19 protein-coding genes are annotated in these 24,113 nt (G+C 70.3%); 11 read left to right on the top strand and 8 right to left on the bottom strand.

Going from position 1 to position 24,113, the window contains the following annotated elements; genetic code table 11:
- Positions 1–12: 12 nt before the first annotated feature.
- Positions 13–1,242, top strand: coding sequence for an ABC transporter permease (locus tag JRI60_RS29955; RefSeq protein WP_204229150.1), 1,230 nt, complete (start codon positions 13–15; stop codon positions 1,240–1,242).
- Between the two features lie 24 nt (positions 1,243–1,266).
- Here the strand turns inward: JRI60_RS29955 and msrA are convergent, their stop codons facing one another.
- On the bottom strand, positions 1,267–1,926 hold the full coding sequence (gene msrA, locus JRI60_RS29950; RefSeq protein WP_204219297.1) for a peptide-methionine (S)-S-oxide reductase MsrA: 660 nt from the start codon (positions 1,924–1,926) through the stop codon (positions 1,267–1,269).
- Positions 1,927–2,085: 159 nt separating this feature from the next.
- On the opposite strand from msrA, the gene JRI60_RS29945 reads away from it, so the two are divergent.
- On the top strand, positions 2,086–2,379 hold the full coding sequence (locus JRI60_RS29945; RefSeq protein ID WP_204219296.1) for a hypothetical protein: 294 nt from the start codon (positions 2,086–2,088) through the stop codon (positions 2,377–2,379).
- A gap of 21 nt (positions 2,380–2,400) precedes the next feature.
- Here the strand turns inward: JRI60_RS29945 and JRI60_RS29940 are convergent, their stop codons facing one another.
- Entirely contained in the window at positions 2,401–3,948 is a 1,548-nt protein-coding gene (locus JRI60_RS29940; RefSeq protein WP_204219295.1) for a GspE/PulE family protein, read from the bottom strand.
- 144 nt (positions 3,949–4,092) lie between these two features.
- Here JRI60_RS29940 and JRI60_RS29935 point away from each other — a divergent pair, with 144 nt between their 5' ends.
- Entirely contained in the window at positions 4,093–6,057 is a 1,965-nt protein-coding gene (locus JRI60_RS29935) for a lysyl oxidase family protein (RefSeq protein WP_204219294.1), read from the top strand.
- A gap of 66 nt (positions 6,058–6,123) precedes the next feature.
- Here JRI60_RS29935 and JRI60_RS29930 read toward each other — a convergent pair whose 3' ends face one another.
- Positions 6,124–6,507 (bottom strand): hypothetical protein, encoded by a 384-nt coding sequence (locus JRI60_RS29930; RefSeq protein WP_204219293.1) that lies wholly within the window; start codon positions 6,505–6,507, stop codon positions 6,124–6,126.
- Positions 6,508–6,658: 151 nt separating this feature from the next.
- Here JRI60_RS29930 and mtgA point away from each other — a divergent pair, with 151 nt between their 5' ends.
- Both mtgA and JRI60_RS29920 read left to right on the top strand, forming a co-directional pair.
- The gene (gene mtgA / locus JRI60_RS29925; protein ID WP_430384328.1) at positions 6,659–7,570 is read left to right on the top strand and encodes a monofunctional biosynthetic peptidoglycan transglycosylase; all 912 of its coding nucleotides are present in this window, start codon (positions 6,659–6,661) and stop codon (positions 7,568–7,570) included.
- 15 nt (positions 7,571–7,585) lie between these two features.
- Positions 7,586–8,236: an archaemetzincin gene (locus JRI60_RS29920; protein ID WP_204219292.1), complete on the top strand. Its 651-nt coding sequence runs from the start codon at positions 7,586–7,588 to the stop codon at positions 8,234–8,236.
- Between the two features lie 5 nt (positions 8,237–8,241).
- Here JRI60_RS29920 and JRI60_RS29915 read toward each other — a convergent pair whose 3' ends face one another.
- The 3 genes from JRI60_RS29915 to JRI60_RS29905 form a co-directional block, all read right to left on the bottom strand.
- Entirely contained in the window at positions 8,242–9,036 is a 795-nt protein-coding gene (locus JRI60_RS29915) for a class I SAM-dependent methyltransferase (protein ID WP_204219291.1), read from the bottom strand.
- A gap of 98 nt (positions 9,037–9,134) precedes the next feature.
- Positions 9,135–9,740, bottom strand: coding sequence for a hypothetical protein (locus JRI60_RS29910; RefSeq protein WP_204219290.1), 606 nt, complete (start codon positions 9,738–9,740; stop codon positions 9,135–9,137).
- Positions 9,741–9,791: 51 nt separating this feature from the next.
- The gene (locus JRI60_RS29905; protein ID WP_204219289.1) at positions 9,792–10,292 is read right to left on the bottom strand and encodes a restriction endonuclease; all 501 of its coding nucleotides are present in this window, start codon (positions 10,290–10,292) and stop codon (positions 9,792–9,794) included.
- 204 nt (positions 10,293–10,496) lie between these two features.
- On the opposite strand from JRI60_RS29905, the gene JRI60_RS29900 reads away from it, so the two are divergent.
- The 5 genes from JRI60_RS29900 to JRI60_RS29880 are packed head-to-tail and all read left to right on the top strand — an operon-like array spanning position 10,497 to position 20,557.
- Positions 10,497–11,408: a DUF2135 domain-containing protein gene (locus JRI60_RS29900; protein ID WP_204219288.1), complete on the top strand. Its 912-nt coding sequence runs from the start codon at positions 10,497–10,499 to the stop codon at positions 11,406–11,408.
- 15 nt (positions 11,409–11,423) lie between these two features.
- Positions 11,424–12,002 (top strand): DUF1175 family protein, encoded by a 579-nt coding sequence (locus JRI60_RS29895; protein ID WP_204219287.1) that lies wholly within the window; start codon positions 11,424–11,426, stop codon positions 12,000–12,002.
- Complete coding sequence (locus tag JRI60_RS29890) at positions 11,999–13,606, top strand: hypothetical protein (protein WP_204219286.1); 1,608 nt, start codon at positions 11,999–12,001, stop codon at positions 13,604–13,606. Before JRI60_RS29895 ends, JRI60_RS29890 begins: the two co-directional genes overlap by 4 nt.
- Positions 13,603–18,321 (top strand): alpha-2-macroglobulin family protein, encoded by a 4,719-nt coding sequence (locus tag JRI60_RS29885; protein ID WP_204219285.1) that lies wholly within the window; start codon positions 13,603–13,605, stop codon positions 18,319–18,321. Before JRI60_RS29890 ends, JRI60_RS29885 begins: the two co-directional genes overlap by 4 nt.
- A 7-nt stretch (positions 18,322–18,328) precedes the next feature.
- Positions 18,329–20,557, top strand: coding sequence for a hypothetical protein (locus JRI60_RS29880; protein WP_204219284.1), 2,229 nt, complete (start codon positions 18,329–18,331; stop codon positions 20,555–20,557).
- Positions 20,558–20,573: 16 nt separating this feature from the next.
- Here JRI60_RS29880 and JRI60_RS29875 read toward each other — a convergent pair whose 3' ends face one another.
- Both JRI60_RS29875 and JRI60_RS29870 read right to left on the bottom strand, forming a co-directional pair.
- Positions 20,574–21,020 (bottom strand): hypothetical protein, encoded by a 447-nt coding sequence (locus tag JRI60_RS29875; RefSeq protein ID WP_204219283.1) that lies wholly within the window; start codon positions 21,018–21,020, stop codon positions 20,574–20,576.
- A gap of 119 nt (positions 21,021–21,139) precedes the next feature.
- Positions 21,140–22,228 carry a dipeptidase gene (locus tag JRI60_RS29870; protein ID WP_204219282.1) on the bottom strand — a complete coding sequence of 363 codons (1,089 nt, stop codon included), beginning with the start codon at positions 22,226–22,228 and terminating at the stop codon, positions 21,140–21,142.
- Positions 22,229–22,465: 237 nt separating this feature from the next.
- Here JRI60_RS29870 and JRI60_RS29865 point away from each other — a divergent pair, with 237 nt between their 5' ends.
- A complete protein-coding gene (locus JRI60_RS29865; RefSeq protein ID WP_204219281.1) occupies positions 22,466–24,112 on the top strand; it encodes a DUF692 domain-containing protein in 1,647 nt (548 codons plus the stop codon).
- Position 24,113 lies beyond the last annotated feature (1 nt).

The raw sequence follows: 24,113 nt of genomic DNA, 5'->3' as shown, positions 1-24,113 counted from the left end.
TTCGAGGCCAACCTGCTGGCGGTGGCCGACAACCTGCGCCTGGCCCTGGGCACCTTCCTGGGCAACCCGCTGCGCTCGCTGCTGACGCTGCTGGGCATCGTCATCGGCGTGACGACGGTCATCACCATGATGGCGCTCATCGAGGGCCTGCGCCTCAAGGTGAACAACGATCTGTCCCAGCTGGGCGCCAACACCTTCCAGGTGAGCAAGTGGCCCTCGGGCTTCGGCCGGGTGAACTGGCAGAAGTACTCCAAGCGCAAGGACCTGACGCTGGAGGACCTCCGGGCCATCCAGGAGTCGTGCCCCTCGGTGGGCACGGTGTCCGCGGCGGATACCGAGGGTGGACAGAAGGTCTCCACCGCCACCACGGAGACGCGCCCGTCGGTGCGCATCACGGGCGCCACGCCCAGCTACATCGACACCAGCGGCATCACCATCGCCCGGGGACGCTTCTTCGGCGAGGTGGACGCGGTGGATGGGCGGCAGGTGGCGGTGGTGGGCGTGGACGTGGTGGACGCGCTCTTCCCGGCCACGGAGCCGATCGGCCAGGAGATCCGCATCAAGGGCCGGCCCTTCACAGTGGTGGGCGTGCTGCAGCGGCGCGGCAGCTTCCTGGGCCTGCAGAGCATGGACAATGTCATCATCATGCCGCTGCGCGCCCACGAGCAGCTCTACGGCAAGGTGCGCTCGGTGGGCCTGTCCGTGCAGGCGCGAGAGCCCGATCTGCTCCAGAAGGCGCAGGACGAGGTGACGAACCTGCTGCGCCGCCGCCGCGACGTGGCGCCGCTGGAGCCCAACGACTTCGAGGTGCGAACCAACGAGTCGATGACCGAGACCTTCAACAACCTGTCGCAGGTGATCACGATCGCCAGCTTCGGGGTATGCCTGCTGTCGCTCGTGGTGGGCGGCATCGGCATCCTCAACATCATGCTGGTGTCGGTGACGGAGCGGACGAAGGAGATCGGCATCCGCAAGGCGCTGGGCGCGCGCAAGTGGCGCATCCTGGGGCAGTTCGCCACCGAGGCGGTGATGCTGTCGCTGCTGGGCGGCGCCATCGGCGTGGGGTTGGGCTTCGGCCTGGCCTTCCTCTCGCGCTGGGTGCTGGGCTTCAACACCGTGGTGCCCGGCTGGGCGGTGATGCTCTCGCTGGTGATGAGCTCGGGCGTGGGCCTGGTGTTCGGCATCTACCCCGCGGCGCGTGCCGCGAGGTTGGATCCGGTGGAGGCCATGCGCTCGGAGTAGGGCGCACGGCCTCGGGGGCCGCCGTCAGGGCGCGGCGGCCACACCCACGGGGCAGCTCACCCCCGTGCCGCCCAGACCGCAGTACCCGTTCGGGTTCTTCGCCAGGTACTGCTGGTGGTAGTCCTCGGCGTAGTAGTACTCGGGCGCCTGGCGCACCTCCGTGGTGATGGTGTCGTGGCCCGCCGTCGTCAGCACCTTCTGGTAGGCGTCACGCGAGGCCTCGACGGCCTTCCTCTGCGCATCGGTGTACCAGTAGAGGGCCGAACGGTACTGGGTGCCCACGTCGTTGCCCTGGCGCATGCCCTGCGTCGGATCGTGGCTCTCCCAGAAGACCTTGAGGAGCGTCTCGAAGGAGACCTTCTTCGGGTCGTACACCACGAGCACCACCTCGGTGTGGCCGGTGCGGCCGGAGCACACCTCTTCATAGGTGGGGTTGGGCGTGTGGCCTCCGGCATAGCCCACCGAGGTGGAGTACACGCCGGGCGTCTGCCAGAACTTGCGCTCGGCGCCCCAGAAACAGCCCAGCCCGAAGACGGCCTGCTCCAGGCCCTCGGGGAAGGGGGGCTCCAATGGCGCGCCATTGACGAAGTGCTTCTTGGGGACCGCCATCCGGGTGGAGCGGCCCGGCAGGGCCTCCTCCGCGGAAGGCATCTTCAGCTTGTTGGGGTTGAGGATCCGCCACATGCCCCGAGATTAACGCCTGGCAGGAGAGCGCGCCGGGATTGTGATGTTATTCCCAGGTAGAGGGGTCGGGGACGGGGAAGGACGCGGGGAAGGCTCCTCCCTCGCCAGGGTGCCAGGCGAACTGGCTTGTGCCGCCCCGCGGGCTAGAGTGGTGGGCAGATGACGGCTCCCCCCTTACCGCCCTCCGAGACTCCCGGGCCGGCTTCCCCGGAGCGCCCGCGTCTCATCATCAACGGGGAGCCGGTGCGGCCCGAGGAGCTCGGGCGCAACCTGTCCGCGTCGGTCCAGCTTCGGTTGAGCATCCGGAAGGAGCCGTACGAGCCGCCCGAGCCCCTTCCCCATGCGCCGGTGCGCGCCTCCGTGAAGGTCTCCGCCTTTCCCTCGCGGGCGCTCGGGGTTCTGCTGGTGCTCCTCGCGCTGGGGATGGCCGCGCTGGTGCTCCTGCGGCGGTGAGCGGCCCGGGGCGAGCGGCGCTCAGCCTTGGTGGCCTCGACCCTGCTGGCGCTCCTCGCGCACGGTGAGGATCTGCCGGTAGGGCACCACGCGCACCAGCTCGGCGAGCGTGGTCTGTCCGGCGGCGATCTTGTCCAGCGCGTCCTCGACCAGGGTGCGGAAGCCGTGCGCGCGCGCGTGGCGGCGGAGCTGGGCGCCGTGGGCCCCGCTGGCGATCAGATCCTGCATCGGCGCGTCCACCACCAGCAGCTCGTAGATGCCGGTGCGCCCCCGGTAGCCGGTGTGGCGGCACTCCTCGCAGCCGAGACCGGTCTGGGGCTGGAGGCCGTCCAGCAGCGAGCCCAGCACCTCCTTCTGCTTCCGGGTGGGCTCGGCGGGCGCCACGCAGTGGGGACAGATGCGTCGCACGAGCCGCTGGGCCAGCACCGCGAGCAGCGAGTCCGCGATGTCCGAGTCGTCCAGCTCCAGGCCGCGCAGCCGTCCCACGGCGCCCACGGCGTCGGCGGTGTGCAGCGTGCCGAGGATGACGTGGCCGGTGGCCGCGGCGTTGAGCGCCATGCTGCCCGTCTCCAGATCGCGGATCTCCCCCACGAGCATCACGTTGGGATCCTGCCGCAGCAGGGCGCGCAGCAGCGCCGCGTGGTTCATCTGCGGGCTGACCTGCTTCTGGTTCACCTTGGGGACGTAGTACTCGATGGGGTCCTCGGCGGTGATGATCTTCTTGCGCCCATCGTTGAGCTGCGCGAGCGCCCCGTAGAGGGTGGTCGTCTTGCCGCTGCCGGTGGGGCCGGTGACGAGGATGAGGCCCTCGGGGTTGGAGAGCAGTTGGAGGAAGAGCGTCTCCATGGCCGGGTTCATGCCCAGCTTGTTGACGGGCACGAGCCCCACGCTCGAATCGAGCACGCGGATGACCACGTCCTCGCCACCGGGGCTGGGCACCACGCTCACCCGGAAGTCGAGGACCTTCTCCTCCTCGCCCCGGGCGATGACGGCGCGGATGCGGCCGTCCTGGGGCCGGCGGCGCTCGGTGATGTCCATCCCCGCGAGCACCTTGATGCGGCTGACCACCTCCTGCACGGACTGGGGATGCATGTCCGTGTAGGCCTGGTGCAGGATGCCGTCGCTGCGATAGCGCAGGTCCACGTCATCCAGGTAGCTCTCGATGTGGATGTCCGACGCCTTGCGCTCGAGGGCACCCGCGAGGATGTCGTCCACGAGCTCGACGGGCGTGAGCGGGTGCGGAGAGGGGGGACGCTGACGGATGACGAGGTCCGCCTTCGCCTGGGAGCCAGTGCCGAAGCCGGTCTCCAGGGCCTTGTCGATCTCGTAGCGGTTGAGCTTCACCGGCTGGATGGGCCGCTGCAGGATGTCGGCGAGCCGCAGCCGCAGCGTCTTGTTGTCGGGCTCCAGCATGCCGATGGTGACGGGCGCGTCGGGCGTCTTCGCGTCGATCCTGCCCAGCACCACCACCGTGTGGCGGCGGCAGAACGGCTCCGGCAACCGCCGGATGGAGTGGCGATCGAGGGTGTACTGCGCGAGCTCGGAGAAGGTTTCGGGCCCCTGTGCCATGTCAGGTGCATAGCACGCACGTGCCTCGTGTCCGATATGTGGCGTCCCCACGGGCGCCTCGTGCCGTCGCTTCCACGGGTCGTAGGAGCATGCGGGCGTAGCGTCGGTTCCATCACGAGTCCGTGCTCCGGGAAGGGGTCGATCATGAGGATGCGCCGTGTGCTCATCTCGCTCGCGCTGGTGGCGATGTGGGGGGGCTGTCACTCCCAGGAGCCGGAACCTCCGGAGGACCCGGAGCCGGGCCCTTCCCAGGGCGAGCCGCCCGTCCTGTCCGAGACGCCGCTCTGGACGATCGAGGTGCCCGAGCCGCTCCGGCAGTCCTGCTTTGGCTACTCCATCGCGCTCGGGGACGTGAACGGGGATGGGACGCAGGACCTGGTGGTCGCGGCGCCCCCGTGCACGGGGATGACGGGCAAGGGCCATCTGGTCCTCTACGCTGGCAACGGAGCGTCCTTCTCCTCCGAGCCCGTCATCGCCGAGCTGGACTGGCACAACCCCAACCCGTTCGTGAACGGGCGCAACGGCGTGGTGTCCATCGGCGACGTGAATGGAGATCGCTTCGCCGACATCCTCGTCCGGTCACAGTCGGCGGGGACACTCGTCTTCGCGGGGGGCGCGGAGCTTCGGGCGGTGCTCCAGGAGCCCCTGTTCCGCGTGCCGTTCCTCGGAGCCCACGCGTCCGGCTTCCTCTCCGACCTGGATGGCGATGGGCTCGATGACCTCGTCGTGACTCAGGGCGCGGGGAGGACGACGTACATCCTTCGCGCCACTCCCGGTGGTCAGGAGCCATTCACCCAGGTGCGCGTCTTCCAGGACATCGCCACGCGGGTCATCCCGGCGGGTGATCTCAACGGCGATGGGCGGGGGGAACTGCTGCGCGTGACCGCGGAGGGCTCGGAGCTCTTCCTTGGCTGCGGGACGGAGGCGCCGGGAATCTGCGAGGGAGGCGTGTCGGCCTCACGCGTCTGGAATGCCCCCGAGGACGTGATGGCGTTCTTCCCGGATCAGGATGGAGACGGACGCCCCGAGGTCCTCCTCAGCAGGGCGGGCCGCGTGCAGGTTCACCTGTTCCAGCCGGAGGGCGGTGTCTCGCCGACGCCGATCTGGAACCTCCTCGGGGACGCGGTGTTTCCGGGCTTCGGGGGTCCCGCCGTGTTCGTGGGAGACCTGGACGGGGATGGCCAGCGGACGGAGTTCCTGCTGGGGGCGATGGGGCGCCTGTACGCGTTCTTCCCCCAGAAGGCGCTCTCCGCCGAGCTGCGCCCGGCGTGGGCCTGGCCGAGGAGCGACACGTTGGGGCCGGGCTTCCCCGGGTACGTGCGCTACGCGGCGGTGGGGGCCGGGGATCTCAACGGAGACGGACATGCGGACCTCCTCGCGGGGCTGGCTCCACCGCAGGATCAGCTGACACCGACGCTGGCGACGCGGCCGGGGAGGGTGGTGGCCTTCGGCGGAGGCAAGGTGCCGTCCGGCTCTCCCGCGCCGTACCTGAAGGAGCCCAGGTCCTGCGGGCTGTCGAGCGGAGGCAAGCCGGACGTGACGGTGGACGCGGACGTGCTCTCGCGCACGCTGTACGTGGAACCGCGGAGCTTCTCGGAGCAGGCGTGCGAGGTGACGGAGCGGTGCGTGGGGGCTCCGGGGGATCGGCGCCTGCTGCGCTTCGGCGTCTCCATCCAGAACCTGGGCTCCGGCGCGGTGCACATCCCGTCCCCCGAGGCGCGGCCGGACCTCTACGAGTTCGACTCGTGCCACCAGCACCATCACCTCAGCGGGTTCGCCAGCTACGAGCTGCTCGACGTGAGGAGCGAGGTGGTGGCGGTGGGCCGCAAGCAGGGCTTCTTCCTGGTGGACCTGACGCCCTCCTGCGGGGACGCGGGGCCACAGGTCGTTCCCGAGGATGAGTCGCAGGGCATCTCGCCGGGCTGGGCGGACGTGTACTCCGCGGACTATCCGTGCCAGTGGCTGGACATCACGGACGTTCCGGATGGCACGTACACGCTGCGCGTGGGGGTGAACAAGAGCGGCATCGTCGACGAGCAGGACGTGCGGCCGGACTCGGTCGACGTGAAGGTGCGGCTCTCGGGCAGCGCGGTGGAGGTCATCCCGTAGCAATCCCCTCTCCCTCTGGGAGAGGGTCAGGGTGAGGGTCTTCCCCCTGACCCCCAACCCGCGGGACTACGGAGCGGGCTCGCAGCCGCAGCCGCAGTCATCGAAGAACGGGGCCAGACCGGGCTCGCAGAAGAACCGGATGGCCGCGCACTGCTCAGGATCCCTCGAGACGTAAGTCCGGTTCGGATCCTCGCATTGCTTCTTCGGAGCCTTCTGGCAGATGCCGCCGCAGTCGGCGCCACCCTGGTTGGGATCGCAATCATCCGAGGGGTCGTCGACACAGACGTAGCCCTCGGCACAAGGGATGGCGGCGAAGCCCCCGCAGAAGGTGCCGGTCTTCTCCTGCAACTCGGTGGACGACTCCTGGGCATCAGCGGTGCGAGTGCAGGCCGAACCGAGGAGGACGGCACCCGCGGCGAGGACACCCCAGGACATCAGTCGAATGGACATGAACCCCTCCTTCAGGGAAGGAATCGGGCGTGGGGATTCCATCGGGTAGGAGAGTGGCGAGGAGGCGAGCCCCGCCGTGATCGCACGGGGAGTAGCACCGCTGGAAACGAAGTTTCCTCCAGGGGATCTTCGATGTAGATGGATCGCCCACATGGCCAGCCGTACGATGAAATTGAGTCAGAGCGGTACGAGCAAGGTGAAGCCAGCGACGGGCAAGACGAAGCTGGCCACCACGGGCAAGGCGAAGCAGCTCGGGAAGGGGAGCAAGGGCGGAGGCGGCGGGCTGCTGCGCACGCTGCTGATGGTGGGCTTCCTGGGGCTCGTGGTGTTCGTGTCCTACGAGTACGCACGCCTGCCAGACGCGGTCCCGCTGCTGAAGCAGAACCCGAAGACGACGGCGCTCATGGAGCAGCGCGCGGAGGAGGCGAGGGAGGCCGGCCGCAAGGCGCGGCGGACGCAGTCCTGGGTGGGGCTGTCGAACGTGTCGAAGTACGCCATCGACGCGGTGTTGCTCTCGGAGGACGCGAGCTTCTACCTGCACGAGGGCGTGGACACGAAGGAGCTGGAGAACGCGCTGGAAGACGCCATGCGCAAGGGGAAGCTGGGGCGAGGCGCCTCGACGATCACCCAGCAGCTGGCGAAGAACCTCTGGCTGTCGACGGACCGGAGCCTGCTGCGCAAGGGCAAGGAGCTCATCCTGGCGCACCGGCTGGAGACGTCGCTGCCGAAGAACCGCATCCTCACGCTGTACCTGAACGTGGTGGAGTGGGGGAACGGGGTCTACGGAATCGAGGCGGGAGCGCGGGAACACTTCGGCATCTCGGCCTCGCAGCTGACGGCGGCACAGGGGGCGATCCTCGCGTCAATGCTCCCGGCGCCCCGCAAGCGCTCACCGGCCTCGGGCTCCAAGGCGCTGAAGAAGCGGGCGCACTGGATCATCGATCAGATGGAAGCGGTGAAGCGGCTCGGTGCGGAGCAGGCGCGGGCGGCTCACGCGGAGATCGATCAGATCCTCAGTGGGAAGAAGCCGGACGGGACCGAGGAAGAAGAGGACGGCACCTGAGGCTACACTGAGGGGATGCGTGCTCAACACCTTCGGGGCCTGGGTCCCCTGTTCGCCGTCGCGGTGCTGCTGGGAGGAGTGCTGGCCGTCGCGGCCGAAGCGCCCGCGTCACCGGAGCGCGTGGTGGCGATCGTTCCCCTGGGCAGGGTGAAGCAGGAGTACCTGGAGCGGATCGCCCAGGAGCTCCAGGCCCGCATGAACGTGCGGGTTCGCATTGACGCGCGGCGGGAGCTTCCGAAGGCGGCGTACTACGCGCCGCGCCGCCGCTGGAGGGCAGAGCGCATCCTGGACTGGCTGGACGAGACTCCGCCGGAGGGCGCCTGGAAGGTGATCGCGGTGACGGAGGCGGAGCTCTCCACCACGAAGGGGAAGATCCCCGACTGGGGCATCGCGGGCCTGGGGACCATCGGGGGCCGCAACTGCGTGCTCTCGGCCTACCTGTACAAGAAGCACAGCAGGACGAAGGAGGCGCTGCTGCGCCGGCTGGGAGATGTGGCGGTGCACGAGTTCGGCCACACGCTGGGCTTCCCCCACTGCGAGGTGAAGGGCTGCGTGATGTCGGACGCGAAGGGCAAGGCCATCAAGTCCGCGGACGAGAGCACGGGGCACTACTGCGCGACGTGCCTCGGGCTGCTGGCTCCCGAGGACCGGGCCCTGGTGAAGTAGCTGGATCAGCGCTGGGGGCCGCCCGCGCGTTGCATCACGTAGACCATCCGCCAGGCGTCCGGCCGCTCGAACGCCGCGTCCGGGGCGAAATCACCGTAGACACGGACGGCGCCGAACCCACCGGCGCGCTGGATGGCTTCGTCGATGGCCTGCTTCTTCCAGGCGCGCATCGGCAGCTTCTCCTCGAAGGACACGTGGCGGCCGGCGATGTTCGCCTTCAGCTCCACGGTGGTGGTCCGCACGCGGCTCTGCTGGTCGATGGGGTCCCCGGGTGTACCCAGGCGGATGTCGACGGTCGTCTGCCCGCGCTGCACCGTCCACTGCCGAGGGGGCTCACCGTTCGGGTATTTCTCGTCGTCCGCCGGGTGGGCCACCTCCATGACGTAGACACCGCCCGGAGTGAGGGTACGGGCGACGCACTCCAGGTGGCGCACCATGGCCGACTCCGTCAGCAGGTGCGCCGCCGAGTTGATCATCAACAGGATCAGGTCGAAACGGCGAGGCAGCTCGAACGCGGTCATGTCCGCGGTCACGACCTCGAGCCGGACTCCGTCCGCGACCGCCTGTGCGCGGGCGTAGTCGGACATGGCGGGGGACATATCCAGCGCCCAGGCCTCCGAGCCCCGCCGCGCGAGCTCGCGGGCATGCCTCGCGGGCCCGGCTCCCAGCTCGAGTACTCGCGCTGGCCTGGGGTGGCCGGTCATTCCCTCGTACCAGGCTTTCACGACATCGACCTCGGCACCGATGTCCCGGTAGGAAAACGCGATGTCGTACAGCTCCGCTCGTTCGTACAGTTCCAAGATGTCGTCCCCGCCGCTCCCGCTCTTTATCTAGCCGCGTTCCTTCCGGAGGCCAGGAATATATGGAGCGAGGGAAGGGGGGCCACCTGGCAGGTCGTTCAGGAAGAGAAGGTCCGCGGGTCCTCCCAAGACCGCTGGATGCCTCGGGGCGGCTCCTTGGCCGAGAGCTGGCGCTGGACGAACTCGATGAGCGGCCGGAAGACCTCGGAGGAGAGGAGCTTCTCGAAGTCGGACTCCGATAGTTTCTTTACCAACTGTTTCGCGCCATGACCCGACTTCGTCCTGGGCAACAGCTTCTGGAGCGCGGCCCGGGGACCCAGCGCGGCCCGGGCGATGTCGAGCTCCGAGACCTTCTTGCCCGTGGCTCGCTCCAGGAGCGCGCGCTCAGAGAAGAAGACCGCTTCGACTTCGGGCTGAGCGAGCACGATGAGCCACATGTGTCTGGGTGCGCTCGTGCCGAAGAGATACTCGAGGTCCGTGCGCTGCTCCTCCGTGAGGTCGTGATCGATGGTGTCCGCGTCCACGATGAGCGCTGTCGGTATCATCCTGCCAGAGAGCAGCGAGAGCGCACTTGACCAGGCATCCTGCTTGCCGCTGGCCGCACGAACGAGGATCTCGCGAGCACCTTTGCCGAAGCGCCTGGCCAGAAGCGATTCAACCAGTTCCTTGTCAAACTCGTTCTCTGCCACGACATAGGCTCTCATGCGCTTGTCTCCAAGAGGTCATGCAGGCCGAGGCCCAGCTCGACGGTGCGCTTACTTGCGGTGCAATGTCGTTCGGAATGCCCGGTGCTTCAGCGCGTGAGCGACCTCTTCGCCCTTCCACAGGAGGATCGTCTGCGGGGCGACGAACCTGACGAGTGTGGTGGCCGAGCGGGAGAAGCCACCGCGGCTGAAGATCAGTCCAATGGTGCTTGCTGGCCTGCGGAGCAACTGGTTTCGCATCTTGGCGATGGGAACGATGCTCGTGGATTGGGTGGTGTCCTTGGCTTCCACGATGCACGCAAGCCCGTCCACGAAGACGGCACCGTCGATCTGTTCCGTCTCTCCACCCGGTTCCAAAGGTGAGAGAGCGATGATGTAGGGCCAGGTCACTTCGGCGCCCTCGAGTTCGAATGCGCGGAGCACCAAATACTCGAATGCCTTTCCAGGTTCCCATCCCTCCACTCGCCCCTGAATGAGTCGCTCATGGAAGGTCCTCAGCCGGGCCCAACCCATCGCTTTGATCCGGGACTTGTACGCGTCTTCTCTTCCCACCCTCGCCCTCCTGCCCGCCGGTCGCTCCGCGACGTCAACGGGTACCACCCTACCTCAGCCGTCTGACATACTCAACCCACGGAGTCATGTTTATAGGGTCTGACTCGAAAGGTGACCCACTGGGGGCCCAATCGGCTTGAAAGCGCGGGCCATCTGCCGCAGGCTGGGTGCCGTCCATCCTCTTCTCGACAGGACGAGCCCTCGATGCTGCCCGTACTCCTGGCCGTGCTGCTCACGCAGGCCCCGGCCCCCACCGCCAATCCCCGCCAGCAGGGTGTTCCCATCGGCAAGGGCAAGACGCTGCCCACCGTGCGCCTCACCGCTCCTTCTGGCGGCTGGACGGTGGACCGGATGCTGCTCGTCGAGGGCACCCTCAGCGACACCACCATCGACCCGGTGGTCATCTCCATCAACGGCGACCGCTACCTGATGCGCACCTTCAGCGGGCGCTTCAAGCGCAAGTTCCCCGCCGCCAGCGGCAAGAACGTCGTCACCGTCCTGGCCACCAATCAGGCCGGCACCACTCGCGCCCAGGCTACCAGCTACGCGCAGATCCCTCCCGTCCCGCTCAAGGCCATCCTCACCAGCGACACCGAGGGCGTCTACACCGACCTCCACATCTACGAGCCCACCCAGGAGAGCCTCTCCCAGGCCCAGGATGGCTCGGGTCAGGTGCTCGACCTGAAGAAGATGGCCCACGTCTACTGGGCCAACACCGAGAGCCCCAGCGGCGGCACCTTCTATCTCAACGAGCAGGGCGGTGACTTCGACGACCCCGCCTACGGGCCCTACCTCTACGTCCACCGCGCTCCCCCCAAGGGTCTCTACCTCATCGCCACCAACTACTGGCCCAGCGGGGACAAGGCCCACACCGTGGCCACCCTCAACGTCGTCCTCTACGGTGGCACGCCCCAGGAGATGCGGCGCATGGTGCGCATCCCCCTGGCCACTCCCGGCACCACGCGCGTGCTCGCCTGGGTGAACGTGCTCGGCGATGGCAAGGCCGAGATCTACGTGCCCTCGCAGGATCCCGCCCCCAAGTCCCCCGAGTGGCCTCGCAACCTCGACGAGGCCGTCAAGACGCTCACCAGCGGCGGCGTGGACTCGGAGTACTGAGGCTCCCTCGACGTCATGCCCCTGCTGCTCCTGCTCCTGTCGCTCCAGGCGGCCTCGCCCGCTCCCGAGCCCCTCGACGTGCTGCTCCGGCGCGAGGTGGCCCAGGTGGCGCTCGCCCAGGTGCGCCGGATGGATTCCCAGTGGAACCCCGCCCAGCGCGACTGCGCCGGCCTGGTGCGCTTCGTCTTCCGCGCCGCGTACCGGCGCTTCCAGCCCCAGCGGCTCGACTCGCCCCTGTGGCGCGATGACAAGGGCCAGCCCGGCGACTTCGCCGATGCCGAGACGCTCCTCACGCACAGCTTCGCGCCGCTCGGCCGCGACGAGGCCACGCGCGAGTCGCTTCGCACCGGAGACCTCGTCGCCTTCCGGCTGGAGCGGGACTCGGGCCCCATCTTCCACCTGATGCTCGTGGTGCGCCCGGAGGACAAGGCGCATGCCCCCACGCGCGTCGTCTACCACCCGGGCGACAAGGGGGCCTCGGTCCGTACCGGCGTCCTCCAGTCGCTCGTCACCGAGGCGCCCCTGGAGTGGCGCCCGGTGCCCCAGAACACCGCCTTCCTCGGCTTCTTCCGCTTCAAGGAGTGGATGCGATGAACCCTCCCTCGTCTCCGCCGGGCGCTCCGCCCCCGGCACCGCCTCCCCGGGGCGGACCTCCCCGGGCCGTCCTCGTGGGCGTGGGCGTCGCCGTGCTCGTCGCGGTGGCCGCGGGTGCCTACCTCATCGGCCGCCGCTCGGGGCCCTCGTCGGGTCCAGCCACCACGGGCCCCACCGTGTCCGGTGGAACGGGCTCGTCCACGGGCTCCGTCCTGCAGGCCCTTCCTCCCGCGCCCGACAAGCCGACGAAGATGGAGGTGCCCACCGAGCCCGTCGCCCCGGCCTTCTGGGTGGACGTCTACTCGCCGGGCAAGGTGCGCGAGGCGCTCACCGGCAACGCGTGGTTGAAGGACGAGCTCCAGAAGCCGCTCGGCAAGGGCTTCGTGGGCGGTTGGGCCGCGTTCCTCGACACCCGGGGCGAGGAACTGGGCGCCTCCTTCAAGGGCGCCGTGTTCGACGTCATGGCCGGGCAGCTCCTGGCCGCGCCGTTCCGCGTGGTGTGGTTCTCCGGTGAGACCCGCGCGGGCACTCCCGCCATCATCATCCCCGAGCCCGGCAACGCCGCCGTGGCGGCCTTCGAGTCGATGCACGGCGTGGTGCGCCGGGCCGAGATGACGGCCGACTCCTGCCCGGGTGGGGAGGCCGAGGTGCCCTCGGGTGGCTTCAAGCTGGAGCGCTGGCTCGTGGCCGAGCAGGGGCTGTGGGCCGCGCGCACGGACGACCGGATGGTGTTCGCCCGGCACCCGGCGGTGGTGCTCCAGGGCCTGTGCGAGCCGCACCTGGAGCTCGAGGCGCCGCAGAACGTGGACGTGGAGCTGGGCTTCGCTCCCGAGCCGCTCGGCCGTGAGATGCAGCTGCTCACGCACGTGGTGGGCGTGGCCAATGGCATCCGGTTGCAGTTCGCCGTCGAGGGCAACCGGCTGGTGGGCCGTGGCATCTCCGGGCCCGTCGCGGACGAGCCCCGGTTGGACAGCGCGCCGTTCTCCGAGTCGCTGCTGAAGCTCGTCCCCGCGGAGACGCCGGTGTTGCTCGCGCTCCAGCTCAAGCTGCCCGAGAAGTTGGATCAGAACACCCTCAAGGCCTTCTGGTCTGGCAAGGGTGGCGTGGGGGCCCTGCGCACGCGCCAGGTGGCGATGGTGTGGACGCCTCGGGGCGATGCGAACCTGCCCTCCGAGGTGGCCCTGTTGTGGGGCCAGCCCGAGGACGCCGAGGCGCTCGGACAGCTCTTCTCCGGGCCCAACAAGATGGAGACCGCGACGCTGTGCGGCCACCACGTGCTGGCCTCCAGCCCGGACGTGCTCACGCGGGTGCGCCGGGCGTGCGAGGGCCAGGGTCCCAACATGCTCAACGCGGCGGCCCCGGTGGTGCAGGGGTTGCGCGCACAGGGCTCGGTGTCCTTCGGCGTCAACACCGGGCGGCTGCTCGGGACGTTGATGGCGGATGGGTACTGGTCGCAGCAGCAGACGGATTCGCAGAAGCCGCGGCCGAACGCGGCCCCGCCGGAGATCGAAGCCGCACGGCGTGAATTGGAGACGCTGCCGTACATCGGCCTGCGCGGCACGGTGGATGGCGACAAGCTGGTTCCGGGAGGGTTTGGTTCATGAGGTACTCCGCTCGCATCGCGGTACTGGCCGCGCTGGTGTCCGCCAGCGTGGCGGCGGCCAAGCCGCTCTACATCACCGTCCCCCGTGCCTACGGCAGCGGCGAGCCCGTGGCCGTGGACGTGGCCTTCGAGAGCAAGGGGCCCGTCGAGCTGCGGGTGCTCGAGCCCGCGGACGTCGACTCCTTCATCCGCGCGCAGGGGGATATCCGGCGCGCCTGGCAGCAGCCCCCCACCACGGCGAACCCCGGCAACGCGCTCAGCCGCGGCCTCAACGCCGCGCACTCGCCGGGCTCGTTCCTGCTGTTCGCCCTCAACGAGGACTTCCGCAAGGCCGTGGCGCCGGGTCTGCCCTCGCGTCCGCCTCCGCCTCCGGGCCGCCCGCTGGCCCGCGTGTCCGAGGGTCCCGAGAAGCTCGTGGGCGTACCTCCCGGTTTCACCGTGGTGCGCAGCCAGTGGCTGAACCTGGACCTCGGTGGCTCCGATCGCGAGTTCAGCGTCCCGGGCTTCGACACCTCCTATTACTCGAGCGGTTACGAGGAGCGCCGCGTGACGCTCCCGCCGCTGCCCGTCGGCATGTACATCCTCCAACTCGTCCAGGGCCGCGTGGAGGGGCAGGTGGTGCTCGTCGTCACCGACCTGACCGTGCAGCTCAAGCAGACGGATGGGCAGGTGCTGGTGCGCGTGGCGGGGAGGGATCAGAAGCCGCGCCCGGGCGCCCAGGTGCAGGTGTATCTGGCCTCGGGCAAGGGTCCGGCCGGCACCACGGATGACAAGGGCGAGGTGACACTGGCCGTCCAGGAGCCGCGCCTCATCGCCACGGCCACGGTGGGCGGGGACACCGCCATCGTGGACACGGACTTCTACTCGTCGCTGGCGGTGGCGCCCGACGTGTTCATCTACAGCGACAGGCCCATCTACAAGCCGGGCGACGAGGTGAAGTTCCGCGGCCTGGTGCGCCAGCCGGACAGCTTCCTCGCGCGCCTCTTCACGCCGCGCCGGCGCGAGGTGGCGGTGAAGCTCGTCTCGGCCGAGGGCCGCGAGGTGCAGACGCGCGCGCGGGTGGACGAGTTCGGCAGCTTCTCTGGAAACATGTCGGTGCCGACGGACCTGGGCACCGGCGTGCTGCGCGTGATGGCCGAGCTGGACTCGCAGCCGCACCAGGGCGAGGCGCGCGTGCAGGACTACGTGAAGCCCACCTTCTACCTGGAACTGCAGCCGGAGAAGGAGACGGTGGTGCCGGGCGAGACGGTGCGGGCCACGGTGCGGGCGCGCCGGTACGCGGGCGGAGTGCCCGCGGGCGCGAAGTACGAGGTGTTCCTCTACCGCACGCTGCTGGACGCTCCGGCCTGGGTGGATGACGCGGGCCTGGGCGGGCAGGGGAGCGCGGTGACGTACGGCTCGGCGTCCACCACGGAGGGCAAGCTGAGCGTCCCCGAGCGCTTGTTCTCCACGGTGGCCCAGCGCGGGGTGGAGGAGGATCCCTGGGCGAGCGCCGCGACCTTCGACGCCAATGGCGAGGCGGAGCTCGAGATTCCCGTGCCCGCGCTCAAGCCGGGCGAGGAGCGCCTGCCGTACCGCTACACGCTCACCGTGCGCGCGCGGGATGACCAGCAGACGTTCGCCAACGCGAGCGCCGCCTTCTTCCTGTCCAAGGTGGAGGTGCTGGGGGCCACGCGCTACTCGGCGGCGGTGGTGAAGAAGGGCTCCGAGGCGACGCTGAGCATCCGCGCCACCACGCTGGGCGGCAAGCCCTACGGGGCCACGCCGGGCGAGGTGGAGTTCGTGCTGCGCAAGGCCGATGGCGCCGAGAAGAGCCTGGGCAAGCGGAGCTTCACCACGGGCGCGGATGGCGTGCACCGCGAGAAGGTGCCCACCTCGGACGTGGGCGCGGTGGTGGCTCGCGTCACGGTGAAGGACAAGAACGGACAGGCCTGGACGGGCGAGGACCAGACGCTCGTCATCGGCGACGCCGACGAGCCGGTGGCCCGGGTGCCCAACCTCACGCTGGCGTCGCTCTCCGGCACGCTGGCGCCGGGGGACTCGGCGCAGCTGGTGGCGCTGCTTCCGGACAGCTGGGGCCCGGGTGGCGCGGATGCGGGCCCGGTGTGGGTGACGCTCTCCGGCTCGGGGGTGTACGGCACGCAGCTGGTGGAGCTGAAGGGCCGCACGCTGGTGCACTCCTTCGAGGTGGAGAAGCGCTTCGGCAGCGCGGTGTACGCGTCGGTGGCGTACCCGACGGCCGAGGGCCGCTGGGAGGAGCGCATGGTGGGCTTCCGCATCATCCCCGCCGAGCGCACCCTCACCGTGACGCTGCAGCCCCGGCGCGCCGAGGCCACGCCGCTCACCGAGCAGGTCATCGACGTCCGGGTGACGGACCACGAGGGCCAGGGCGTGGTGGCGCAGCTGTCGGTGGGCGTGGTGGACAAGGCCGTCTACGCCATCCAGAGCGAGTTCCGCCCCAAGGTGCTGGACTTCTTCTACCCGCCGGGCCGCGACAACGTGGCCACCTTCTTCTCCTCCGAGTTCCAGGGCTACGGCTATGGCGAGGCGCTCGCGCGGAAGATGGCGGGGCTGCCGGACCATGCCTTCGCCTCCATCAAGCCGCCCACGCGGCAGGCGAAGGACCTGGAGCGCGACACCGCGTACTGGAGCCCCAACGTGGTGACGGACCGGGACGGGCGGGCCACGGTGCGCTTCAAGCTGCCGGCCAACCAGACGCTCTGGGTGGTGACGAGCGTGGCGGCGGACACCTCGGGCCGCTTCGGCGAGTCCACCGCCGAGTTCGCCACGCGCGGTGGGCTCAACCTGTACGCCGCGCTGCCGCAGTTCCTCCGCCAGGGGGACGAGGCGCTCGCGTCGGTGCGCCTGTCGGCCGGTGAGGCGGCCAAGGGCAGCCAGTTGCTGGACGTGCGGCTCGCGGCGGCGGGGGTGCTCGAGCCCGCCGAGGCGAATCAGAAGGTGGAGCTGGGCAAGGGGAGTGAGCAGGTGCTGCCCATCACCCTGAAGGCCCAGCGCTCCGGCTCGGCCGAGCTGGCGGTGGAGGTGATGGGAGGCAAGGAGCCGCTGCGCGACAGGCGCACGGTGGCGGTACGGCCGGCGGTGCTGGCGGATCCGGTGAAGGTGTCGCAGTGGGGCGGCGGCGAGCTGTCCCTGCCCGCGGCCCCGAGCGCGACCGTCTCCGACGTGGAGCTGGTGCTGCAGCCGTCGCTGGTGGATGCGGCGCTCTCCAACGTACGAGAGCTGCTGACGTACCCGTACGGGTGCCTGGAGCAGCTGGTGTCCACCACGGTGCCCAACGTGGCGCTGTACCAGACGCTGAAGAAGTCGGGCTCGCTGGAGTCGCTCGACACGGACAGCCAGGGGCTGCTGGCCGAGGCGCGCAGCCGCGCGGTGCAGGGCACGGCCCGCATCCTCGAGATGTCCGTGAAGGGCGGCGGCTTCACCTGGTTCAGCGGCTACAGCCAGGCGGACGTGCCCATGACGCTGATCGCCCTGGACGGGCTGGCGTACGCGGTGGAGGCGGGGCTGGTGGATCGCAACGACCCGCGCATCACCGAGAGCATGCGCTGGCTGGAGGCCCAGGGGGAGATGCCCTTCGAGTGGGACGCCACGCGGGCCTATGTGCTGGCGCGGCTGGACGGCGAGCGTCAGGCGGCCCGGGTGCGCGCGCTGGTGGAGCGGGCCTCGCCGGGAGACCTGTACCCGCTGGCGCTGTCGGTGCTGGCCGCCGAGAAGGCCGGGGTGATGAAGGAGCCCGCGCTGAAGGGCCGCATCGACGAGCTGGTGGCGCAGAGCAACGAGGGCTTCGTCACGCTGGCCAACATGCCCGCGCCGAGCGAGGCGATGTGGCGCTACCCGCTGCGCCAGGTGGGCCTCACCGCCATCCTGGGTCACGCGGCGTCCTTCGGGAAGATGGACGTGAGCAAGGCGCGCCGGCGGTTGCTGGAGGCGCTCAGCGAGCCGGGGCTGTCCACCTTCGATCGGAGCACGGCGCTGCTGCACTCGCTGTGGCTCATCGAGCGCGACGCGAAGGAGTTCCGCAAGCTGGCGCCGCCGGAGGTGAAGGGCGCGAAGGGGCAGGTGCGCTTCTCGCCACGGGGCATGGGCCTGGTGGCCACGCTGGAGCCGGGGACCCGCACGGTGGACGTGGCGGGCTTCGAGGGCGTGGCGACACTCCGGGCCGTCGCGGCCACGCCGCTGGCGGACGTGAAGCCCGTGGAGCAGGGCATGAGCCTGCGGCGCGCCTACTACGTGCTGCGCGAGGGCGGCCGGGTGCAGCTGAACCCGGGCGACAGCGTCAGCCAGGGCGAGGAGGTGTACGTGGAGCTGACGCTGGACGCGCGCGGGGAGAACCGGGTGCGCTCGGCGTACTACGTGCTGGAGGACGCGGTGCCGGCGGGCTTCGTGCCGCTGGTGGAGGACAAGGAGTTCCGCGGTCCACCGCACTCGCTGCCGCTGGCACCCGAGTCCCTCAAGCGGCGCTCGCTGAGCCCCGAGCGGGCCACGTTCTTCTTCGAGGAGCCGACGTGGTGGAGCGACAGTCCGCGCACGGTGGGCTACGTGATGCGGGCGCAGTTCGCGGGCAGCTTCTCCGCGCCGCCGGCCTTCATCGAGGACATGTACGTGACGAGCATCCGGGGCCGCACGGGCTCGGACGTGCTGAAGGTGGCGCCGTCCCAGCGCACCTCGGGCGACGTCGGCAAGAGCGAGTGGTGAGGCCGTGATGGGGTGGGCCGCCGTGACGGTCGCCATGCTGGCGGCCACCCCCGTCTTCCTCACGAGGGGAGACGTGACGCCGGAGTCTCGGCTGCGCTCCGAGGCCGAGGCCGCGTGGAAGGAGCTGGAGGCGCGCTACGTGGCCGAGGCCGGTGGCGTGCCTGGCGGGGCACCGGGGAACATCTCCCTGCAGCGGGGCGAGGCGATTCTGCCCTCGCGCAACGGGCAGGGCCGGCCGGGCGTGGTGGAGCTGCGGCAGGGCTCGCCCGGAGTGCTGGATGCGCGGCTGCTCGTGGCGCTCCGGCACGAGCTGGCGCACCAACTGCTGTGGTGGGCATGTCCGGCCTCGGCGGAGGACCGGCTGTTCCACGAGGCCTTCTCGCTCGCGGTGAGCGGTGAGCTGGCCGAGTGGCGGGAGGCGCCCTACCAGTCCCTGACGAACGCCTCGGTGGAACTGGTGCGCAACCCGGACGTGGACACGCCTCGGGCCCGGCGGGCGCTGGCGCGCGTGCTGAACGAGGACGCGGGCTTTCCGAAGGCCCTCACGCGCCGGTTGAGGCAGTGCCAGGACGGGGCACGCTGGGCGGTGCCGCTGTCCGTGGACGAGCTGGTGGGCGTGGCGGTGGAGGCGGCGGCCAGTGCCACGGTGGTGCTCAGCCGCCACTCGGGCGAGGTGCTGTTCGCCGAGGGCGACATCAAGCGGGCCATGCCGTACGGCTCGACGTTGAAGCCCTTCGTGGTGGCGGGGAGCGCCACGCCACCGCCGGTGCTCTCCTCGCGAGCGGAAGTCGCGGAGTGGGTCTGTGGCGAGCGGTTGCCCGGGAAGGTGGATGTGAGGACGGCGCTGCTGCGCTCGTGCAACGGGTACTTCCTGGACTGGGAGGGGCAGGGGAGCGCACCGAGGGCCTTCGGTCCCTGGGGCGCGGTGCTGGCCGCGGTGGGCCTGTCCAGCCAGCCCCTGGACATGGCGGACGCCATCGGGCTGCGAGCCACGCTGCGCCTCTCCCCGTGGGGGCTGGCCCAGGCGTACCGGCTGCTGGCCGAGGCGAGGCCCGATGTCCTGGCGGTGATGGCTGACAACGCCGCGCGCGGGACGCTGTCGGAGCTGCCGGCGTCGAAGGACTACGCGGGCGTGGCGACGAAGACGGGCACGGTGCGGGACGCGGACAGCCGGCCGAGGCTCGGGTGGATCGTCGCGGTGGACGAGGACCTGGTGGCGGTGGTGGCGAGGCCGGGGAAGATGCCGCGCGCCTTCGCGGACGAGGTGCCCGAGGTGTTGGCGAAGGTCCGGAAGAAGCGGAGCGGACTGGAGGCCGCGCGGGTGCAGGTGCTGGGACTGGTGCCGCCGGAGAGTCTCGAGGCGCGGTGTCAGGGAGCCGGGTTCTCCCTGGAAGGAGGCTCGCCGCGAGCGATTCCCGAGGGCTTCGCGAAGCTGGCGCCGCTCGTGTCGAAGGGAGCGGCGGTGTGCCTGGGGAGCCCCTGGCGGGTGCGCTTCCCCGACGCCCCGGCCGGCCGCGACTATGCCGGCATCTTCACGGAGTCCCGTCCGCCTCCCTACAAGCCGCCCGCGGGAGTCCCCACCAGTCCGAATGCCCTCAAGGCGCGGCGAGGCTCGGACTTCGTCTTCCGCACCACACGCCTGCAATACACGGCGGGAGTCGTGGCGGCGGAGGACGCATCTCTTCAGGGAGAGGCGAGGGTGGCGCTCGCGCGCGTGGTGGCGCACAACGAGCGGCACGCGGGCAGCAGGCATCCGGGCCGTCCGGTCTGCGATACGACGCACTGCCAGGCCTTCCTCGGGACCGTGCGTGTGCGGCCCGAGGAGGAGCGGGCGCTCCGAGCGCCGCCGCTCCGCTGGAGCCAGTGGCTGCCGTTCTCACAGGGAGGACAGGCGCCGTGGCGTGAGTCGCGCCCGCGCTCGCGGGTGGAGTCCCTGCTGGGTCGCGGGGTGACGTCGGTGCGCTTCGCGGACGGACGCGTGCACTACGTGCGCACGAAGCGCGAGGACGGCGCCGTGTTCGACGCCGCGGAGTCCCAACCCTGCGAGGTGTTGCGTTCCGCGCTGAAGCTGCCCTCCTGCCCGCGCACCGCCGTCTTCGAGGACGGTCAGGTCTCGTTCGAGGGGCGGGGCCAGGGCCACGGAGAGGGGCTCGACGTGGAGGCGGCGAAGTCGAGCGGCCTCGGCGCCGAGCGCATCCTCGACCAGGCCTATGGACGCGGTGGGGAGGGCGGGTAGCGCGCCTCGCGGGTGCTCACTCCCGCGGGGTCGGCTTGAACGTGCCCGGCTTGGACTCCACGGCCTGTCGCACGGCCCGCTCGAAGTCCTCTCGGCTGTTGTACAGGGGGATGCCGCCCAGCTTGAGGCTGGCCATCGACACCCCCATCCGGACCACCTTCGAGCCGAACAGCACGCTGAGGGAGTTGATCCGGGGCGCGAGCGGTACGGCGCGATCCGTCATCAGGGTCCGCGCCTCGGTCGCGTAGAGCTCCATCCCCTCCCAGTCGTGGAAGATGTCCATCTTCGGCTGGGAGGCGACCAGCCCTTCGATGGTCACCATGGCGAGGTGGGCGAGGTGGGCGTCGAACATCGTCCCCTGGAACTTCGTCACGATGACGTGAGGAGCGGGTGTCCACAGCTGCAGCTCCCCGTTCGGGGTGGTCCAGGTCCTGGTTCCATTCACGACCGAGTGAGCGAGCATGGCGGGGCGAGTTAGGGCAGCCGACAACCGGAAGCAAGCCGCGCTTCCCGGCCAGCGACAGGTGCTGGGAGAGGGAGAGGCCCGTGATCATATGCCACACCGCGTCACGGGTGTTTCCCTCAATCGGGGAAGAGGTCATCTCGGGGCGCGGAGCGTCTTCGAGCCGACTGACGCACCCCGGGGTCCGAGCGGACCTCCACCGTTTCGAGCAGGCGCAGCACCCGTTCTCCCGAGCTGTCGAGGTTGTCGCGTGTGATGCCTCGGGCCTCCAGCGCGGAGAACAGGGCGGGAAGATCTCCCGCGTGGCGGATGCCTCGCGCGCAGGCGCCTCCCGGGCTGGCGCGGAGGATGACGCTGCTGAAGTCGCTGCCGAGCACGACGGCCTCGGGGCTCGTCTCCCGGACGTAATGGAGCCAGTGCGCGACGTCGTCGTCACACGTCCCCGGCTGGAAACCCTCCCAGCGCTCGGCGAGGGGGACCTCCTGGAACGGCGAGCGGAAGAGTCCGATACCGATCAATCCTCCGCCCGAACCGATCCGCCGGGCGAGCGGCGTGCTCAGGCAGCGCGTCTCGGCCCATCCCGCTCCGGTGTGTGAGTAGAGGATCGGCACGCCCGCGGGCTCGGTGATGGCGAGCACGTCCTCGATCGCCTTGTCGCTGGCGTGGGCCACGTCGATGAGGATGCCGAGTTGCATCATCCTCCGGACCGCTTCCACTCCGAGCGGCGTGAGACCTCCGTCCCGTCCGTTGGTGAGGCCTCCCACCAGCAGGCCGAACTGGTCATCGGCCGCGTCCGCCAGCGGGTTGTCGAAGAAGTGCACGAGGGTGATGGACCTCGCTCCCGCCGCGTAGAGCAGATCCACGTCCTCCACGCGCCGGATGCCCTCGCCGCCTTCAATGGCCGGAACCAGCACCAGCTGTCCGCGCGCGAGCTCCCGCCGTGCCTCCCCGGCACTGTGCGCCAGCACGAAGTCCGGGCTCCTCCGGGCGAAGGACTCCAACTCCTCGAGCTGGTGGAGTGCCTCTCCCAGCGCGCTCCGGCCGGGACGTGTGGCAGGAGGAGGCCAGACCGTCGCGAGGATCAGCCGCACCCCCGCGCGCCGCAGTGCCGCCGGATCCACCTGATTGACGAGGCGTTCCGCGTGAGAGCCCGCCAGGACTCCGTCTCCCGGCTCACCCTGGAAGAAGGGCCGGAGTGCCGCGCGCATGTTCACGTGCACATGAAGGTCGGCCCTGACCACTTGGGGCGGCATCTCGGGAGGCGGCTCCTCTGGTGCGTGTTGGATGCCGGCGCATCCCAGGCTTCCCATCAACGCCAGCAGACAACTCCACGTGCCACGTGCGGTCATTTCGTCACCCCGGTGGCGGAGCATGCCGGAGCGCCGGCAGGATTGCCGCATTCGGGCACTGAGAATGGCCCGAGCAGGCTGTAGGGTTGATGTCCCATGAGTCTTCCCGACGCGACAGCCTGGCAGCTCCCCTGGCGGGGGTTGGGCCTCAGCAGCAACCTCGACGCGGCGGACCAGCCGCATCCCTACCGGTTGCTCGCCGAGTCGCCCGGCCTCTTCGACTTCGTGGAGTACAGCGCCCCCCTGTCGCTCGAGGAGACGCGGGCGCAGGCCTCGCTCTTTCCCCAGATGTGGGAGCGCCGTCAGGACGTGCCGGTGCTCTTCCACCCCGTGCACCTCAACCTCTATGGCCCCGAGCTGGAGCCCGCGAAGGCGCTCGCGGACCTGGATGCGCACGCGCGCGCCGTGGGCAGTGCCTGGGTGGGCAACGACATCGGCTGGTGGCACTCGGGCGGACAGCCGTTCCCGGGCTACCTCTACTTCACGCCGCCCTTCACCGAGGCCGGTGTCCGCGACTCCGTGGCGCACGCGCTCCACGTCCAGTCCCACCTGTCCGTCCCGCTCGCGCTGGAGAACCCCGCCGCCTTCGCGAAGCGCGGCGAGCTGCACGTGCTCGACTTCATGGCCCGCGTGCACGCGCGCACCGGCCTGCCGATGCTGCTCGACCTGGGGCACCTGCTCAGCTACCAGCTCGCCGCCGGACTGCCCCTGGAGGCGGGGCTCGACGGCTTCCCGCTCGACAAGGTCATCGAGATCCACATCGCCGGTGGCGTCATCACCCGCCGGAGCGGACGGGGCTACTACGTGGACGACCACACCCAGCCCGTGCGCGAGGAGCTCTTCGGCCTGCTGGAGTCGCTGCTGCCGCGCTGCCCCTCGCTGCGCGCCGTCACCTTCGAGGGAGACGGGCACCCGCTCGAGGTGGCCCTCCTCACGCTGCGCCGCCTGCGGAAGCTGGTGCCCTCCGCGCCCCGGCCTCCGCTCGTGCTCACCCCGGTGACGGAGCCCGCGCCGGCCCTCACCCGGGAGAGCCAGCCCTGGTCCCTCTACGAGACCGGATACGGCGCGAAGCCGGAGACCGGAGGGGACACGGAGGGGGCTCGCGCGGAGACGGACTTCCGCCTCGCGGTGGTGGCGGAGACGCTGGATCGGGACTGGCCCATCTCCCGGCTGCTGCTCGCGGGCACGCGGGAGGACCTGCGCGCCTTCACCGCCTCCAAGGAGTTCCGCGAGCTCTTCGAGGGCCTGGGCCGCTCGCCGGGGCACGCCTTCGCGGCCTGGACGCGGCGTCGCCTGCGCGAGCACCCGGACGAGGGCGTGGCGGCGGCGGTCTCCTTCGAGACCTTCCTGCCCAACGTCTTCATGATGCGCTCCCTCGCCGCGCCCGCACCGGGGCAGGTGGGGCTGGCCGAGGACGTGCGCGTGGGCACCTTCCCCGCGGACCTCACCGAGCTCGTCTTCGCCGCGAGGTCGCTCCGCCGTCACCTCACGGGGCGGGCCTGGGCGTGCGAGGTGCTGGACGTGAGCGGCCTGGAGGCGCTCGCGCAGGTGGCCCGGCGTCCGGCTCCGGGGCCGTGGAGCTTCGTCGTGCGGCGCAGGGGCAGGGGGCCCGAGGTGCTGACGGTGCCCCCGTCGTTGCTGGAGGTGCTGCGCTCGCTCGCGCGGGCGCCCCAGCCGGTGGAGGCCGTGCCCTCCGCGCTCCTGGCGGAGGGGCTCGCGCGCGGCCTGCTGCGGCGCGGGTGAG

Source organism: Archangium violaceum (genome assembly GCF_016887565.1).
Lineage (GTDB): Bacteria > Myxococcota > Myxococcia > Myxococcales > Myxococcaceae > Archangium > Archangium violaceum_B.
The sequence above is the reverse complement of the archived record's forward strand: the minus strand, read 5'-3'. Positions and strand labels throughout refer to the sequence as shown.

Bases quoted from the DNA above. Each gene is read 5' to 3' on its own strand.
- msrA (WP_204219297.1), bottom strand. From the start codon at position 1,926: ATGTGGCGGATCCTCAACCCCAACAAGCTGAAGATGCCTTCCGCGGAG.
- JRI60_RS29945 (WP_204219296.1), top strand. From the start codon at position 2,086: ATGACGGCTCCCCCCTTACCGCCCTCCGAGACTCCCGGGCCGGCTTCC.
- JRI60_RS29940 (WP_204219295.1), bottom strand. From the start codon at position 3,948: ATGGCACAGGGGCCCGAAACCTTCTCCGAGCTCGCGCAGTACACCCTC.
- JRI60_RS29935 (WP_204219294.1), top strand. From the start codon at position 4,093: ATGAGGATGCGCCGTGTGCTCATCTCGCTCGCGCTGGTGGCGATGTGG.
- JRI60_RS29930 (WP_204219293.1), bottom strand. From the start codon at position 6,507: ATGTCCATTCGACTGATGTCCTGGGGTGTCCTCGCCGCGGGTGCCGTC.
- mtgA (WP_430384328.1), top strand. From the start codon at position 6,659: ATGGCCAGCCGTACGATGAAATTGAGTCAGAGCGGTACGAGCAAGGTG.
- JRI60_RS29920 (WP_204219292.1), top strand. From the start codon at position 7,586: ATGCGTGCTCAACACCTTCGGGGCCTGGGTCCCCTGTTCGCCGTCGCG.
- JRI60_RS29910 (WP_204219290.1), bottom strand. From the start codon at position 9,740: ATGAGAGCCTATGTCGTGGCAGAGAACGAGTTTGACAAGGAACTGGTT.
- JRI60_RS29900 (WP_204219288.1), top strand. From the start codon at position 10,497: ATGCTGCCCGTACTCCTGGCCGTGCTGCTCACGCAGGCCCCGGCCCCC.
- JRI60_RS29895 (WP_204219287.1), top strand. From the start codon at position 11,424: ATGCCCCTGCTGCTCCTGCTCCTGTCGCTCCAGGCGGCCTCGCCCGCT.
- JRI60_RS29890 (WP_204219286.1), top strand. From the start codon at position 11,999: ATGAACCCTCCCTCGTCTCCGCCGGGCGCTCCGCCCCCGGCACCGCCT.
- JRI60_RS29885 (WP_204219285.1), top strand. From the start codon at position 13,603: ATGAGGTACTCCGCTCGCATCGCGGTACTGGCCGCGCTGGTGTCCGCC.
- JRI60_RS29880 (WP_204219284.1), top strand. From the start codon at position 18,329: ATGGGGTGGGCCGCCGTGACGGTCGCCATGCTGGCGGCCACCCCCGTC.
- JRI60_RS29875 (WP_204219283.1), bottom strand. From the start codon at position 21,020: ATGCTCGCTCACTCGGTCGTGAATGGAACCAGGACCTGGACCACCCCG.
- JRI60_RS29870 (WP_204219282.1), bottom strand. From the start codon at position 22,228: ATGCGCGCGGCACTCCGGCCCTTCTTCCAGGGTGAGCCGGGAGACGGA.
- JRI60_RS29865 (WP_204219281.1), top strand. From the start codon at position 22,466: ATGAGTCTTCCCGACGCGACAGCCTGGCAGCTCCCCTGGCGGGGGTTG.